Origin of the sequence: Burkholderia sp. BCC0044 (genome assembly GCF_902832955.1) — a bacterium.
Taxonomy (GTDB): Bacteria; Pseudomonadota; Gammaproteobacteria; order Burkholderiales; family Burkholderiaceae; genus Burkholderia.
The window spans coordinates 354,037-371,100 of sequence record NZ_CADFDO010000004.1 but is presented as its reverse complement, the minus strand read 5'-3'; the positions used below and the strand labels follow the sequence as shown (position 1 = coordinate 371,100).

Below are 17,064 nucleotides of genomic sequence, written 5' to 3'. Positions count from 1 at the left end.
TCACAATTCAGAAAGAACGGACTTCCACGGCGTGTCTCTGGATGCGTTCTGCAGCGTTTCTCTTATTGCTTGCAACTGGTCAAGAACAGCCTCCTTGCCACCCAGATCGGCCTTTTGCAGGAGTTGGTTGATCTTCTGGAAATAAACATCAGGATGCTTCCCGTTATGCAATATGCCGCCAAGATCGTCGACATTATTTCTATTAGGCAAAAACACCCCGTTCAATTCAGAATCAACGTCAATACCGTATTTGCTCAAAATAGCACGCGCAGGGGCAGCTTGCTTTGAAGTATCGCCAACGATATGGTGCGCGGCAGAGTTGGCCGGGCGAGTTATGCCCGACTTCTCCATATTGTTACTCAGCTTGACTGAACACCAACCCCATGGGTCGGTCCATTGCTGCGAATTTGGGCCATAGGCATATAAATTTCCACCTCCGTATAGCCCAATCGGATCCTGATTGATAAACCGTCCCACGTCCGGATCATAGAACCGGAACGTGTTGTAGTGAAGGCCCGTACTTTCGTCGGCATACTGACCGGCATAGCGCAGCGGCTGATCCGTCCGCGCGGTTGCGAGCTGCCGCTTGCTCGGCTCGACTTTGCCCCACGCCGTGTATTGCCCCGCCCACGCCAGTTCGCCTGCCTCGTCGGTCACCTCTTGCGGCGCCCCCGCCAGATCCGTATGGAAGTGATAAATCCGCGACGCTCGCTTCGCCGTATCGATCGCGGCTGCCGCCAAGGCCTCCGCGATCACCGCATCGACGCGAGCCGCTGGCGAATACGGATCATCCGGACTGTACACATAACTACTCACCCCGGTCTCGCGCACCTCCTGCGCGAGTCGCAGCCCTTCCCATACGAACCGTTTCGTCTCGCTGCGCAGTTTCATGCCACGTACATCGAAAGTGGTATCGGTCTTCGCAATACGCCGGCCCAGCGAATCGTACTCGAAGCGCGTTTCGACCACGCCACGCGCGTCCTGCGTACGCACCACTATCAGCCGATCCTGCCCGTCGTAAGTGAAGCGCTGCTGGTGGTTGGTTCCGCGAAGCTTCGTCGCCAGATTGCCGAACGGATCGTACTCGAAGCGCAGGTCCTGCCACATCCGCAGGCGGTTGCCTTCTACGTATCCGCGACTCTTGCGCTGTGCGTCGTCGAGCATATTGCCTGCTGCATCCCACGCAAATTCCTCGAGTTGCCGATCCATGGTGTTCACGCGACGTGTCAACTGTCCGGCCGGATCGTAGCTGTACTGCGTGCTGCCACGCAGGCTGTCGCTGGTCTCGATCAATTCGCCCGCCGCGTCGTACCCGTAGTTACGCCACAACTGGCCGCGTCCTCGACCGAGTGCGTCCGGTTGGAAGCCGGCGGACTGCCAGACTCTTCGGCCAAGCGGATCGTAGGCAAAACGCTGAGTCAGCCGCCCCTGCGTTCTCGCGATCTCGCGATGCAAATCGTCTCGCTCGAAATCGCTCACCACCTGATCGCCACAGCGGATCTGGTGAACGTGACCGGAACCATAGCGCAGCATCTGTAGCGTCTGATCGTTCGGCAGCGTGAGCGATATCACGTTGCCCAGTTCATCAAGCTCGTATTCAACGTCACCATTCGCACCGTGCTCGGCGACAAGACGACCAACCTTGTCGTATTCGAAACGCACCACGTCCGGCGTGATACCGAGTGCGATACCCGCGGACGTCGGTGTACGCTCGATCCTCACCAGTTGGTCATTCTTGTTACGTTCGTAGCGTGTAACATCGGTCGGCGTATGTTGGATCTTCAGGTTACCCATCCGGTCGCGTTCGAATCGGATCGTACGGATCGGACGATCCGCCGTCGCGTGACGGTCCGGCGAACCCACGATATCCAGAGCCAGCAATTCACCGCCTTCGCCATACTCGAATCGCCGCTGGACACCGTCCGGCCTCGTTTCGGTCAACAGGCGGCCGCCGGCGCTGTACGTGAACGCATAGCGTGCGTGGTCCTGCTGGAGTTCGCGCAGGCGCCCCGCTGCGTCATAGTGATAGCGGGTCCGTCGTCCGGCAGGATCGATCGCTTCGACAAGTTGACCGCGTGCATTGCGCAGCGACTGCTGTATCCGTCCTCCGAGGCCGACATGCCGCACGACAAGCCCGGCCGCGTCGTATTCGAAAGTCTCCGTGCTGCCGTCGGGATACGTGATGCGACGTGGCTCGCCAGTCGGACGTACGTCATATGCGACGCGCTGCCCCAGAGCATTCTCCCGTGCAAGCGGCAGTCCAAACGCATCGAAACTGCTGCGTGTGGTTTTACCGGAGCAGTCCGTATAGGCAACCAATTCCCCGAGACGATTCCACTCAAGCATCTTGCGTCCGCCACGCGCGTCGATATGCGCGATCGGCAACGCGGCCAATCCCGTCGGATACTCGTAGCGATTCTCGCGACCAAGCGGGTCCTGGCTCGACAGCAACCGGCCTTGCGGATCGTATTCTGCGCGCCAAGCCCCTCCGTCCGGCCCGACGACCTCAACGGGCCGCATACTGTTGCCGTCATAGCGGGTTCGCGTCGTGCGTCCAAGCGGATCGGTCTCGGCGACGATCCTGCCTGCGTCGTCGTACTCGAACTCGGCCGTGCGCTCACCCGGCAGCATCAGCATCACCGGCATACCGGCGTCGTTGTACTTGATGCGGTAGAGTCCGCCGTCGAAGTCGGTGTACTCGACAATCTGAAACTGTGCATCGAAGCGCCAGTGCGCGGTTCGGCCATCGGCGTGCCGAACCCGGGTTTGACGGCCTTCGATGTCGTATTCGAGCGTCGCGTCCTCACCCTCGCTGGTACGCGTCGCCACAACCCTCGGCTGCCCTTCGATCGTCGACCACACGTAACTCGACGTGAAACCCAGTGCGTTCACATGACTCGCCATCAGGCCGTTGGCATATGCGAACTGGCGCACGACCGCGCCATTTGCATCCGTCACCGACGCCAACTGGCCGTTCTGATCGTATCCGTAAGCGACGGCCAGTCGACGCTCATCGCCATGAACGAGCGTGACCGCGCCAAGCCGCCCGTGTTCCTGCTCGTAATCGAGAACGGCATTCAATCCGCCGCACGTCAGAATCTCGGTGACGCGGCCGCGGCTATCGCGCTCGAACTGGCACCACTGCCCAGCCTGATCCTCGATGCGGCGCACCCATGCGATGCGGCCGGAGTCTGGATCGTATCGGCCGAAGTCGTAATACGTCTCACCGATGTCATGCAGGATGTAGCGGCCGTCGGGCGTACAGGTCAGATACCGTTGCTCCGCTTCGCTGAAGGCGGCTTGCCCGGCACGCAGCAACGGAAATCCGCTCTCGCGCCCTTGCGCGTCGGTGTACCAGAGTCGCCCGTCGCGAGCATGGAGACGAAGTTCCCACGGCGCCACCCAGCCGCGCCCGAGCGTCCCCGCATAGTCGATACTGCTCGAATAGAACCGCTTGATCGCGACCGGCATCGGGCTCGGAATCACGAAGTCCGTTTCCGATTCGGCCAACAGGATCTTTCTTCCGGTCGTGACGTCGACCGGGTTGCCGAACATCCCGCCGAGCGCCTTGTTGATCGCTGGTCCGGCAACGTACCGCCCGAACGCTTCACCGAGCACGTACCCGCCGATGAACTTCGCCGCACACGGTAGGACCGCGCGCGACAGCCCGCCAGCCTGCTTCAACAACCCACCCAAGCCGCCGACCAGCCCCGCCAGCACGAACGCCCATTCCGTCGCTGTTCGCAGCCACGGCGGCACCTCATCGTCGACCGGCAGGTATGTCTGCGTGCCGCCGTGAAAGAACGTATCGTGCGAACCGTCACCGATCGTCGCGCCGCAGGTAATCTTGTCGTCCTTCCGCGCCGCTGGCCGCCCGTTGATGAAGATGTTCGTCGATCCTTGCGCGACAAGCGGAATGGGATTGTGCTTGCTGCAAGCCACTCCGCTCAGCGTCGCATACGCCGCCGAGAGAGAGTTGACGTAGACGTCCGGCGAACCTGTAATGATGTTGCCGGATTGCGAGCTGAACATCTTCCCGATCGACTCCCCTATTGACAGGAGAGCCTGCGCTCCGATACCGGCCATCATGCCGGCCAGCAACGCCACGCCGAATCCGCATGTGAACGTGGCGAACGCCACTGCGGCGATCAGGGCGATGCCCAGCACGGCTCCGACCAGAAAGCCCGCAAGTGCGCTGGTGTGATCGATCGGATCAGTGACTCGTGCGGCTTCGTACACGATGATTGTCCTTTGCTGTTGTTATGCCGACTCTTGTTCTGCCGGACGGTAGCCGTCGAGCCAGTTGCGCCACAATGCGTCGAGTGTTTCGCCGAAGCTCTTCGCGCTCGACGCGGTAAAGATCAGCACGCGTCCCGGGGCAACGATGAATGCGCCTTGCCGTTGAAAAACGGTCTTTGGACCGTTCCGATAGGCAGCGTCGATGCGCTCCCCCGGCATGCCATCAGTTTCAGGCCCAAGCCGTTCAGCCTGACGCGAAAGCACCCGGTGTCCCTGCAATCGCGATTTGAGCAGCGCGATCTGACGATCGATATACGGCGCAAGGGTCTCTCCGTCCTTGAGCCAGTCGCGTGCGACACTGAGGTTCGGCTGTGCGGCCGTATCGGCCGGCACGAACAGGTTGGTCGTGCGATCCTCGAAACCGTTCGGCAGAACGATGCTGCCTTCGTGAATCCGGATACGGTTTTCGGAATCCGTCATGCTGGTTCTCTCGTGATGTGTAGTTGTTGGAATGCGTGGAAATCAGCGGCCACTCGCGCTGCCACTCATTTTCCTTGCAGCGCGACGACGCTTTCCCGGCGCAAGCGCAAGCTGCCCGCGAGCAATACGACATGCGCGACGAGCCACGCATAAAACGCAATGCCGTAGCCGGATATCGGCGTCGCGTCTGTTTCGTTGAAGTACCACTTCGTCGTGAGCAATGAACAGAGCGCGCACACGAGCGCTGCGGCCGAAAACTGGCTCGCGCGGGTATATCGGTTCCGGGCGAGCTGGACGGCCGCAATCGCGTAGAGCGGATTGGCGAGCCATGCTGGATTGAGCATGAACAGTCCCCACCACCCTTGGGCGAGAACCGACAGCCCGCTGAGCGACGCTTCATTTTCGAAATGCATCGCCGGCATCGGCAGCGAGAGGAGGTACAGCGCCCCGGATACGCCGAGGACCGCCTCTCGCCTGACACGCGGCGTCGAATCAAAAACGGTCATCATTTCCCGAATCCATTGCACGACGCTTCAACCGTCACGCGTGCGTTCAATCCGTCTGGCCGGCCGGCGTCACGACCTTCTCGCCGCGCGCGCGCATCGCTGCGCGTTGCGCCTTCGGATCGAGCGGCGGCCACGGCGCGCCGGCCGTGACGATCTTGCGACGAACCTCTTCGATACGCGTACGCGCCGGCGAGTCCGCGGCCGTATGGTTCTTCAACTCGTTCTGCAGCACCCACCCATACGACACGCCGAGCTGGCTGGCAATCTTCGGATCCGCGCCGTGCGAGAGGAGGTAGTCGACGACGTCCCACTGCTGAATCATCGTCGCCTCGAAGAGTGCCGTCTTTCCAAGCGAATCGCGAGCATTCACGTTCGCCTTGTGCTCAACCAGCAGCTTCAGCTGGGGCAGCAGCCGGTTCTCTGCAACTGCAAAAATCATCGGCGTGTCGCCGTTGTATTGCCAGTTGGGATCGAGCCCACTGTTCAACAACACGCGCAGGAGGTTGGGCGTATCGGCCCGCAATGCGACATCGACGACCGATCCGCCGCTGGCACCGACCGGCGCCTTGGGATCCGCGCCGTTCTTCACGAGCACCGAAATGATCTGGTAGCGCGGACTGGACGCGTCGTTCTTGACCGGGACGATTTCCTGCACTGCATACGACAGCAGCGTCGTATTCTTCGCGCCCGGTGCATTCAGATCCGTCTTCGGCGCGAGCTGCTGAACGCGACTGAGATCGCCGTCATGAATGGCCTGAGCCAACGTGAGTTGCTGCCCCGAAAAGAAGTCTTCCGGTGCGTAACGTTTGAAGCCGGTCATGTTCGTCCCTTGGGCTTGAGTGGGCCACCACAGTGGCGAGGACACTCCAACGAGTGCGGCAATCGCGCCGGCGGTTATCGCTTTCTTGTATCGCATCAGTGAGATGAATTCAGTTGGGAGACCAGGTCGAGCTGATCCTTCGCGACCTGCTGGTTGATCCCGTTCGTCACGTCACCCATCAGGTGACGGCCGACCGTGGTCACGCTTTCACCATCGAGCGTGACGGGGCTGCCAACCGCCTTGGGCATCAGCGCCGCCGTACCATCGCTGATCGGCCCGAGTCGGCCTTCCTGCAGGCCGGTCAGGATATCGCCGTCGACGCGATAGGCGGTGATGTTGGCCGCCTGGGCGGTCCCGCCGTATTGCGCGACGGTCTCGGGACTGAGGCCGGCAGCATTGAAGGTCACAGCAGAACCGCCGCTGGCCTCGGCTGCGGCGGATGCCAGCCCGCCGCCGAGCGAATGCCCGGTGAAATCGACGCCGGCCGACGCGCCCGTGGTCTCGATGTTCTTGCCGATCGTGACCGCATTGCGGTAATACGGCGCATCGGCGCCGAGCCCTTGCGCCATGTTGTTGCTCATGTCTTCGCCGAAGAGCTGCTGGGTCCCCTTGAACGCGACCGTCGGCTTCATGCTGTCGCCGAAGACATTCGGATCCGGGACGTACATCTGCGACCCGAAGTTGCTGCCGCTCTTCTCGAAGTCGCTCGGCTTGAGCCCGAACGCCTTCAATGCTTCCGGATCGTTGGTCGCCATCTTCCATCCGGTCGGCGGCGGATCGTTCGGGTGATACACGTGATCCGCGAGTTTCGCCAGTTGCTGCGCCTTCAGCGAACTCGCCAGTTTGGCCGCCGCCGCACGCGTCGCCGGGTCGGGGCTCGCCAGCCCCTTCGCGATCGTCGCCTGCTCCGCCGCCCACTCGAGCGCGAGCGCCTGTTCCGCGGACTGCGCGCTGCCGCGATTCAGATGGATGACCGGCCCGTCGAGATAGATGCCGTTCGCGTTGATGACGATCGTTGACGGTCCGAAGGTCAGCTTGATGCTGTCCGGCGTCATCGTCACGACGCCATCGCCGACACGATGCTCGATGCCGTCGCTCGCCTGATGGCTTTGCATGCCGGGCCCTGCCTTGCTGGCGATGGCCTTCGTATTGATCACGTTTGCAGTGGTGTCGCGCGTCAGCGCGATGGTTTCCTTCAACCCGCCCTGCGCGATCTGCTTCGTCTCGCTGCCCTTGAGCAGTGAAATCGTCCGTGCGCCGGCCTCGACCGTATGCGTCTCCGCATCCTTGATGACCGTGTTCATGTCCTTCTGCGCGTGCAGAAAGACTTCTTGCGCACCGTTCACGTCGGAGAACCGCAACTCGTTCGAGCCTGCGCCCTTGTGAGTCTGGCTCTTGATCCCCATCGTTTGTCCTGCGGCGCCGTGATAAGGATTGCCCTGCTCACCGTTGTAGACGCGGCCTACGATGACCGGATTGTCGGGATCCCCCTGGTTAAACGCTACCAGGACCTCTTGTTTGATCCGTGGAATGGCGGCCGCACCCCACCCGTCGCCCGCCCACGGTTGGGACACGCGAATCCACATCGAATCCGAGCCGTCCAACTTGCCGCGGCGATCCCACAAAAAGTGGACCTTGACGGCACTGCCGTTCGTGTGAATTTCTTCGCCCTTTGGGCCGACCACGATTGCCGACTGCGTGCCGTGAATGACGGGCTTCGGGGTATTTCTGGGCGAACGATACGGAAACTTCTTCGGGAGCAGAGAAAATGTATTGCGGTACGGCAGTTTGGCGTTGTGTTCCGTGTAATCGTTCACGGCCTCATGACGAACGTGCAGGATGGCGTATTCCTGATTGTTGGCCATGACTGGATGGTTGGTCACCGTCACGCTGCCTGCAGCGGTCATCCGCCACGCATAGCCGCTGCCCGTATACCGATGCGCGCTCGCTTCTTCCGCTTGCATCGCGATGCGTGCGTAACGGTCGCCGTCATCGCCGTGGTCGAACAACGACTGATGTTCGAAACGCTCCGTTGTCTCGAGCCCCGCATGCCGGAGATTCTCCGGCTCGGCCTGCGCCAGCATCAGCGGCGACGACGGGTTCTGGTGATTGAAGTCGCGAAAAGCGATCTTGCCGACGCCGAAACGCCGGCCTTCATGCAACTGGTCGATCCCGTTGTCTTCACTCGCTGCGGTGGCGGCATACGGCAAATTGGCCAGGCCGTTGATCGGGCGGAAAACGAAATTCGTATCGCCGATGACAAGGAAGTGCTTTTCCTTCTCGTAGCGGTGCGTCCAAATCAGACCTTCCTGCTCCATCAGACGCGCACAGAAGTTGTAATAGGACTCCTGGTACATCACGATATATTCGAGCGGCTTCTGTGCGGTCCGGATGTCGAATTCGAAATCGGTGAACCCGTGATCCTGGAAAATCTCGGTGAGGATGTCCTGAGCGGTCTTGTTCTGGAAAATCCGGCAGTCGGTCGAGCGCGTCAAAAACCAGAACCACGGCGCCACCGTCATTTGATATTGCGTCACCTTGCCCGGGTTACTCGCCCGGTCGAACGACGTGACGTAGCCGTCGAAGTAACGGATGCTGTCGGCCCCGCCTGACGAGACGATGCGCTCAAGCGTGGACTGCCGCGCGCTCTGGTCGAATCGAATCTTGATCGGTTGCCCGATCAGCTGATCAGGCGCCAGATCATGCTGATGTGACAGCAAATCGAGGTGAATCTCCGGCAACCGATTGACGTGTTCGTCGATAACCGCGGTGCTGACCAGCAACACGTCCGGACCGAGCGGCGAGTCGATGGTCACGTATCGATTGAGCTGAGTCAGTCGAGCAGCGCCGCCGGCCGCATTGTTGAGCGCGTCCGCAATCGCGGCCGGCGTTTTATTCATCAGCGAGAAGCCGGTCTGAGCAAGCTGAACCGCGCGTTGCACGGTGTCAATATGACTTGCGACGCCGGCGAGCGGGCCAATTTGGCCTGCCACCGTGGATGCGACCGGGCCGCCAAGGCCGCCAAGCGCGCTCAGCGAGCCCAACAGATTCCCGCCGGAACCGGCCGGAATACCGCCATTCGGGGCGAAACTCATTTGAATTCCCTTTATTTTCGTCTCAGGTTCTGTCCCCAATTGGCTCACCAGCTTGAGGCCCCGCTACTGTAGGACAAAACGTTCGCGAGCGAAAGATACCTGAAATGCGTTCGCAATTTCCCTGCTGATACCCCTTTCCACCCGCCAATCAAACAAGTGGCTGGGAGCCGACGCAGGGTTCACCGCGTCGCAATACCGCGCCGGTCTCTGCCGAGACCAATACGATTTGCACGAAGCTGGTGACTGGAACGTACGGGGAAAATAGTCGATCCATCACGCGCCCCAATCCGGCGAGACTGAATTGGACGAAACGCAGCTCGTCGATCACGAGACGGACCTCCAATCCCTGGACGAACGCTGAAGCCGGCTTGCCCGGCATCCAGCGCCGCACCCGTTCAGTCGAGAGGGACACGAGCGCGTCGAATCGCCGGCCGGCGTCGGGCGCAAACATGCCGAAGCGGGCACACAGCCGCTTGAGCTCATCGAGGCCTTCGGCGTTTAGCCGCGCTGCCTGCGGAACCAGCCACGACAGCAGTTCCCACAGCTCGCCGCGGCGAAGAATCGGCGCGGGACTTGCACTGGGCTGAGCCAATAACTCGATCTCGTCACCGGATTCCCCATCGCGCACGGCCAACTGGCTCTCGCGCATGTCCGCCAGGTTGCCATTCGTGCAAGACAGCACGATGTCGAGTTGGCGCTGCGCGGACGGATCAACGGGCTCGCCGCGAGCATTCACAAGCGCGAGCTCCAAGCCACGCAACCCGTCTGCGCGCGCTCCAGTTGCTTGTCCGCGCAGCGCTTCCTGTCCCGCCTTGGCGGGCTCGGAAGACGGCTTCGGCGCGCGCCGGGCTTCGTCGCGCAAAACAACCCAATACAGGCCTGGCGCGGCGCCAAGCGCGTGCTGCAAAGATTCGAAGGGCGGCAGAAGCGCGGCACCCTGGGCCGTCGTTATACGGACCTGATCAACTGACCAGATCTCGCTCGCAGCTGCGGTCTTGAGTGAAAACGGTTTCAGCGCATAGTACGCTTGCCCGGCCTTCGTTTCGATTGGCTCCGCATTGTTCGAGAACAAGTTGACTACTGGTGTGCAAAATGGCCGGAGATTGTCGGCCGACGCTGCAATCAGTCGTTGAGCACGACGCGAGTCAGGGTGGATGCCGGCAAGGGCCAAATGCACCGTGATCCGGCGCGCGCCGACCGCCAACCGTTTCAACTGCGCCAAATTCAGATCGAGGTTGTCAAATCGAGCGGGAAACGCGCCGTACTCCATCAACAGATGAAACGGAGCAATCGCGTTGTCGCGAGGCGGTGCTAGCAGCGCGTCGGCATCGTGGAAACCTGCGGCCACCAGCGGCATGTCCACCCGACGCCAGCGCCCGTTGCCGTCCAGTTCGACGAAGGCACGCGTGGCGTGCATCAGCACGCCGTCGGCGAGCGCCGCCACCACCTCCCTCTCCCCCGCCAAATGCAGCCGGAGCATATCTGGAGCGATGGAGAACTGGGCTGACGGTGCCGTGAGCTCAAGGGTGAAAGACAAAATCCCCGTGGTGTCGGACGGCAGTGTCGTTTGCATCGGCGCGACGGTTGACGTCGCGTAACGTACACCGGAGACGGTCAACGGCACCAACGTGACGTCGGCGGCGGTGCGGAACACCAGGCGCGAATTCGGTGCCACCAATTGTGTGCCGCGTGGAACTATCCTTGGCTCGGTCTGCTTGCTGGCTCGATCCACGCGGAATTGGGCCATCGCACAAGATGGAAACGGCCGCAGGAACGCTCCGTGGATTGTGTCGATCAACGCGTGAGTAAACTCCGGCACCTCATCTTCGAGTCGGATGTCGTGCCGAGCGCACATCAACGCGAACGATTGCAGCAGCCGTTCGACATGTGGGTCATCCGAGTGCTCACCGGACATCGCAAGACGAGCCGCGATTTTGGGGTAAAGCTCGGCGAATGCGCGCGTCGAGCGGCGCAGCAGACCCAACTCGCGCTCGAAATGCGGCAGGAGATCCTCGGGTTCGATGCCCATACGCTTTTCAGATGGTCACGCCGATCTGTCAATCGGTACCATGCTCATGGGTAGACGCGGCGATTCTAACCGGGCGTCGCGCACGCTTATCTCGAATTTATCGAGTCAGGAGCGAATCAATCATAGTGCTTGAAATACGCAAGCCATGAGGATGACCAATGTCATGAAGCGAGAGCCGCCACTATGGCCCTCGTGACAGCCCTCCGGGCTTCGGGAGGTTCGGTTTCCCATCGCCAAGCGAGCATAAGCGATGAGCACGCTCTCGAAACTTGTCGGCATCGTAGCAGAGCACCTTCAATCGTCGAGACCGCTTAACGATTGTTCATTGATTGCCAGCAATGCGCTCAATGTCGCTTGTTCACAGGCACCGATAGAGCGAACGGTTTCCACGTCGACGCAACGCCACGCCTCACTGAGCGTCGCGCCAAGCGATCGTTGCGCAGCGCACGTCCCGCCCCCTTTCCTCCACCGGCCGACGCTCTCCAGCCAACTTCTTGAGTACTCCAGGTATGCGCGGCCTCCCCCTGAAATGGTGGGCGCTTTCAGAACGAAGCTCGCTCGCCTGTACCGTACTCGATGCGGCTCTCGAGGCCATCGAGATCGTCCCTTTGTTGATGCCACATCTCCCGGCGCTATCAATTGCGCGTCCGAGCGGGTGATTCGGGATGACAAGCAAACGCTGGGTGACAAAACACGAAAAACTCTTTCCAGCCGGAAGCCACCACCCACCGCCTGGCGCCGCTCGATCGACGACTTCGCACCGTGGCTGTGCAACTCGGCCTCCAGCTATGTGACGGAGCAGTCGGTTTCGGTAGCCGACGGCGCAACGACGCGCTGCCGCTCTCTGCATCGATCCCGCCACCCGCGCACGGCCGCCCGCCCCCTCAACGCGACGTCCCTTCGTCGCGCCCGCCCCCCACCACCAGCACATCCGACAACTTCAACACCGGACAATGCGCCCCCGCCCCCGCAACGGCATCACGATACGTCTCCGTGACAGCCGCCGCGATCCCATGAGCCGCGTCGACGCCTTCCGCCATCGCCGAGTAGTACGACAGGTCCTTCAGCGCGTTCGCCATATGGAAGGGCAGCGCGGACGTGTCGCCGGTCTCCAGGAACGGACGCATCCGGTTCAGCGCGGCGCCGCCGCCCCCGCCGTTGGCGAGCACGTCGGCGAGTACTGCGACATCCACGCCCGAGCGTTTCGCGCACGCGACGGCTTCCGACAGCAGCGCGATGGTCCCGAGCGAAACATAGTTGTGCAGCAGCTTCATGCTGTGGCCGGCCCCGACATCGCCGACGTGCGTGATGTTTTCCGCGAAGCATGCGAGCACCGGCCTGATCTCGGCAAACAACCCGGGTGCCGCACCGACCAGCAGGTTCAGCCGGCCCTCGTGCGCCTCCCTGGCGCCGCGCGTCATCGGCGCATCGACGAAGCGCCCGCCTGCCGCTTCGACGAGCCGCGCCATTCTGACGGTCGATTCGGGAACCGCGGTCGAACAATCGACGACGATCGCGTTGTCCTTCAAGTCGGCCAACACGCCGTCCTCACCGGTGAGCACCGCTTCCACTTCGGGCGAACCCGTCACGCAGAGGATGATGACGTCCGCTTGCGCGGCCAGTTCGCGCGCGGTCCGCACGGTCCGTACGCCGCCGCGCAGCAGTTCGTCGAGCGGCTGGTTGCCCGGATGCTCGACGACCGTGAGCGGATAACCGTGCTTCAGCACGTTGCGCGCAATACCATGCCCCATCAAACCTACGCCGATCAGGCCAATCTGCTGTTTCATGTCATTCCTGTCAAAAGATGGCGACGCGGCGCAGCGCCGCGGCGAAATGGATTGCCGTTACCGCTCGACCCGCCGCGCCGGCAGCAGCATCGTGAGGACGAAGCCCAGCAACAGGCACCCGACCATCACGAACAGCGGCGCGGCGAGACTACCCGACATCTGCTTCAGGTAGCCGACCGCATAGGGCCCGAAGAAGCCGCCGAGGTTCCCGAACGAGCTGATCACCGCGATGCCCATCGATACCGACGCGGTGCCGAGCGCCGCGGTCGGCATGCTCCAGAACAGCGGCGGAAACGAGATGAGCCCCGCGTTCGCGATGCAGAGGGCGAACATGCCGAGCCACAGCTGATCGTGCCAGACGACCGACAGCCCGAGCCCGGTCGCGCCCATCAGCAAAAGCGCGGCGACGTGCAGCCGCTGCCTGCCGCGCCGATCCGCGCTGCGTCCGAACAGGACCATCACGACCACGGCCACCGCATTCGGCAGCGCGGCGAGCAAGCCGATGACGAAATCGCTGCCGATGCCCATCTGCTTGATCATCGTCGGCGCCCAGAATGTATAGCCGTAAATCGCGAACACGTCGAGAAAGTAGATCACGCAGAACGCCCATACGAGCCAGTTGGAGAACAGGCCGCGGTGATGAACCGACTCGGTCGTCGCACGATCTTCCGCCAGCACGCGGGCGAGGATGGCGCGCTCCGCGGGCGAGAAGCGTTCACTGCGCGTGACGTCGTCGTCGAGGCCCTTCCATACATACAGCGCAGCCAGGAACGCCGGCAGCGACTCGAGGATGAAGATCCATTTCCAGCCCGGTATCTGCATCGCCCCGTCGAAATACTGAAGGATGAAACCGGTCAACGGCGATCCGATCAACCCGGCCAGCGCGAGCGCCGCGTAAAACATCGACAGGATCCGCGCGCGCCGCCGCCCCGGGAACGAACGGGCCATGTAGAGCACGATGGCCGGGATGAAGCCGGCCTCGGCGACGCCGAGCAGAAAACGCATCACGTAGAACTGCATCGGCGTGGACACGAACGCGGTCAATCCCGACACGACGCCCCACGACACGACGATCCGCGTGATCCAGCGGCGCGGCCCGACGCGCACCAGCAGCATGTTGCTCGGCACCTCGAAGATCACGTAACCGAGAAAGAAGATCCCTGCACCGAAGCCGAACACCGCATCGGAAAAGCCCAGGTGCTGGCTCATCTGCAGTTTGGCGAAGCTGACGTTCACGCGATCGATGTACGACGTGACGTACGCGAACATCAGGATGGGGAGGATCTGCACGGCGAGCCGACGAAAGATCCGGTCCTCCTGCGCGAGGTCGTGCGCCGATGCCGGGGCGGCGAGGTCGCCCGGGTTGCAGGTCGCGTCGATTTCCACGTTTGTCTCCGAAAGTTCATGGATGGCCCCGCGTGCGTGCTTGCGTCGTCACGCGTGCAGTCGCTGTCGAGATAGGTGTGTGCGACAGGGGACGGGTCGAATCTACCGGCTGCCCCGCCCACCCGATATGCGAAATCCTTCAAGCGGCACTTCGAATATCTCGAACGCACGCGCGGGCAGCCCTCGTACGGTGCAATGCACAAGCCACGGAAAACGGATTCCGGCCGCCGATCGCGCGCACGACACGGGCCATCGCGGCGTGACGGCGGCCGCGCGGTGTGCGGCGCACCATTCGCGGCCAGTCAGGGTTAGCACCACTTCGCCCGACACCATCGCGTGCAGCGATGGATGACATACTTGCCGCAGTTTCAATCGGAGCCTGCGCTTGTTCGATCTCACGTCCCTCGCCCTGTTCGTCCGTGCAGCCGAGCTGGGCAGCCTGTCGCGCGCCGCGCAACAGTCCCACATGTCGCTTTCCACCGCAAGCCGCCGGATCGCGCTGCTCGAGCATCACTTTCGCGTGGTGCTGCTGAACCGCACGGTGGCCGGCGTCGAACTCACGCCCGCCGGCGAAGCGCTGTTGCGCCACGCGACCGACCTGCTGCTGCGCACCGACGCGATCTACAGCGAACTGTCCGACTATACGAAAGGCGCAGTCGGCCGCGTCCGCGTGTTCGCGAACATCTCGGCGATCAGCCAGGATCTTCCCGATCAGTTGCGCACGTTTTCGCAACGCTATCGCGACATCAAGCTGCAGATCAGCGAGCTGAGAAGTTCCGACATCCTGCAGGCGCTGCGCGAAGGCCGCGCGGACGTCGGCATCGTCACGTCGCGCACCGCGCCCGAGGGCATCCACCTCGCCCCTTACTGCATGGACCGGGCCAGCGTGGTCGTCCCCGACGACTACCCGCTCACCGGCGATTCGATCGACTTCAGCGCGTTGCTCGACCACGATCTGGTCGCGCTCGACGACCGCTCGGAACTCACGCGTTCACTCGTCAGGGAAGCGGCGCTGCTCGGCAAGTCGGTCCGCTTCCGCGTGCAGGTGCAGAGCTTCGAAGCCATGTGCCGGCTGATCGCCGCGGGGCAAGGCATCGGCATCCTGCCCGAGCGCGCGGTCGCGCTGTTTCGCGAACCGATGCGCCTGCGCTTCATTCGCCTCAACGATCCGTGGGCCAACCGCGTCATGTCGGTCGGCATTCGCGCGGGTGCCGTGCCGCTGCCGACGCGCAAGCTGTTCGAGTTCCTCGCATCGTTCGCGCCGCCTTCGCTCGTCTCCGGTTCCGGTGAAGCCGGGCAATCGAACGACTGACTGCACCGCCGCGCGTCCGCGCGCGCCGGCGTGTTGCAGATTTTCGAAGGTCCCGTTCACGGATCCGCACTTCCTTCCGGCGCCTGCGACGCAGTAGATTCGACGGACAGATTCAATTGTCCGCCGGTTACCGCAACGGAAGAGACACGGGAGACATGCCGACGCGATCCGAGGTGATCGGATGCAGCGTCGCGTATCGAAGGCCGCCGCGCAGCAGTTCGATGCGGATCGGCTCGCGCACCCTCCCCGTGTCTGCCTCTCCCCGTGCGGGACGCCAGCTTCGTCGTCATGGAGGCTTCCCTCGATATGAAGAACCCGCACCGCATCGCGGTCATCGCCGGCGACGGCATCGGCAAGGAAGTGATGCCCGAAGGCCTGCGCGTGCTGCGCGCAGCCGCGGACCGCTTCGACATTCCGCTGGCGTTCGACGAATTCGGCGACTGGTGTACCGATCACTACGTTCGCCACGGCACGATGATGCCGGCCGACTGGGCGCGGCAGATCGGTGCGCACGACGCCATTTTCTTCGGAGCCGTCGGCGCGCCCGATATCGTGCCGGACCACGTCGCCGTGTGGGAATCGCTGATCAAGATCCGGCGCGAGTTCGATCAATACGTGAACCTGCGCCCGGTCCGCCTGATGCCGGGCGTGCCCGCGCCGCTCGCCGGACGCCTGCCGGGCGACATCGACTTCATCGTCGTGCGCGAGAACACGGAAGGCGAGTATTCGTCGGTGGGCGGCCGGATGTTTAGCGGGACCGACCGCGAAATCGCCGTGCAGCAGTCGGTTTTCTCGCGCGTCGGCGTCGACCGCGTGCTCAGGTTCGCATTCGAACTCGCCCGCTCGCGCCCGCGCAAGCAACTGACGGCGGCGACGAAATCCAACGGCATCTCGATCACCATGCCGTTCTGGGACGAGCGCGTCGCGGAGATCGCCCGAGCGTTCCCGGACATCGAAACGCGCAAATATCACATCGACATACTGTGCGCGCACTTCGTCCAGAATCCGGATCGCTTCGATGTCGTCGTCGCGTCGAACCTGTTCGGCGACATCCTGTCCGACCTCGGCCCCGCGTGCACCGGCACGATCGGCATCGCGCCGTCGGCGAACCTGAACCCGGAGCGGCGCTTCCCGTCGCTGTTCGAGCCGGTGCACGGCTCGGCACCCGATATCGCGGGCCGCGGCATCGCGAACCCGATCGGCCAGATCTGGTCGGCCGCGTTGCTGCTTCAGCACCTCGGTCGCGGCGAATCGCGCTACGAAGCCGCGGCCGCCGAAATCGTCGCGGCCATCGAGTCCGTTCTGGTCGCGGGCCCGCGCACCCGCGACATGGGCGGCACGGCCAGCACCGAAGAACTGGGCGCAGCGATTGCGCACACCATCGCGAATCCCGCATCGATCGAGGAATGA

At 62.7% G+C, this 17,064-nt stretch carries 10 protein-coding genes; 2 read left to right on the top strand and 8 right to left on the bottom strand.

The features are described from left to right. From HWX14_RS24410 to HWX14_RS24375, 8 genes are all read right to left on the bottom strand, one after another. On the bottom strand, positions 1–4,239 hold the full coding sequence (locus HWX14_RS24410; protein WP_175884925.1) for an RHS repeat-associated core domain-containing protein: 4,239 nt from the start codon (positions 4,237–4,239) through the stop codon (positions 1–3). 21 nt (positions 4,240–4,260) lie between these two features. Continuing rightward, positions 4,261–4,719: a DUF1795 domain-containing protein gene (locus HWX14_RS24405; RefSeq protein WP_006482386.1), complete on the bottom strand. Its 459-nt coding sequence runs from the start codon at positions 4,717–4,719 to the stop codon at positions 4,261–4,263. A 65-nt stretch (positions 4,720–4,784) separates the two neighbouring features. Next, a complete protein-coding gene (locus tag HWX14_RS24400) occupies positions 4,785–5,228 on the bottom strand; it encodes a hypothetical protein (protein WP_175884924.1) in 444 nt (147 codons plus the stop codon). Positions 5,229–5,271: 43 nt separating this feature from the next. Then, a complete protein-coding gene (locus tag HWX14_RS24395; protein WP_175884923.1) occupies positions 5,272–6,141 on the bottom strand; it encodes an ankyrin repeat domain-containing protein in 870 nt (289 codons plus the stop codon). Beyond that, complete coding sequence (tssI, locus tag HWX14_RS24390; RefSeq protein ID WP_175884922.1) at positions 6,141–9,140, bottom strand: type VI secretion system tip protein TssI/VgrG; 3,000 nt, start codon at positions 9,138–9,140, stop codon at positions 6,141–6,143. Before tssI ends, HWX14_RS24395 begins: the two co-directional genes overlap by 1 nt. Before the next feature lie 148 nt (positions 9,141–9,288). Beyond that, positions 9,289–11,169 carry a type VI secretion system baseplate subunit TssF gene (gene tssF / locus HWX14_RS24385; RefSeq protein WP_175884921.1) on the bottom strand — a complete coding sequence of 627 codons (1,881 nt, stop codon included), beginning with the start codon at positions 11,167–11,169 and terminating at the stop codon, positions 9,289–9,291. An 884-nt stretch (positions 11,170–12,053) separates the two neighbouring features. After that, the gene (locus HWX14_RS24380; RefSeq protein WP_175884920.1) at positions 12,054–12,956 is read right to left on the bottom strand and encodes an NAD(P)-dependent oxidoreductase; all 903 of its coding nucleotides are present in this window, start codon (positions 12,954–12,956) and stop codon (positions 12,054–12,056) included. A gap of 57 nt (positions 12,957–13,013) precedes the next feature. Beyond that, positions 13,014–14,342 (bottom strand): MFS transporter, encoded by a 1,329-nt coding sequence (locus tag HWX14_RS24375; protein WP_175884919.1) that lies wholly within the window; start codon positions 14,340–14,342, stop codon positions 13,014–13,016. Between the two features lie 385 nt (positions 14,343–14,727). Between HWX14_RS24375 and HWX14_RS24370 the strand changes: the two genes are divergently transcribed. Both HWX14_RS24370 and HWX14_RS24365 read left to right on the top strand, forming a co-directional pair. Continuing rightward, positions 14,728–15,654 carry a LysR family transcriptional regulator gene (locus tag HWX14_RS24370; protein ID WP_175884918.1) on the top strand — a complete coding sequence of 309 codons (927 nt, stop codon included), beginning with the start codon at positions 14,728–14,730 and terminating at the stop codon, positions 15,652–15,654. Between the two features lie 306 nt (positions 15,655–15,960). Beyond that, on the top strand, positions 15,961–17,064 hold the full coding sequence (locus HWX14_RS24365) for a tartrate dehydrogenase (protein ID WP_175884917.1): 1,104 nt from the start codon (positions 15,961–15,963) through the stop codon (positions 17,062–17,064).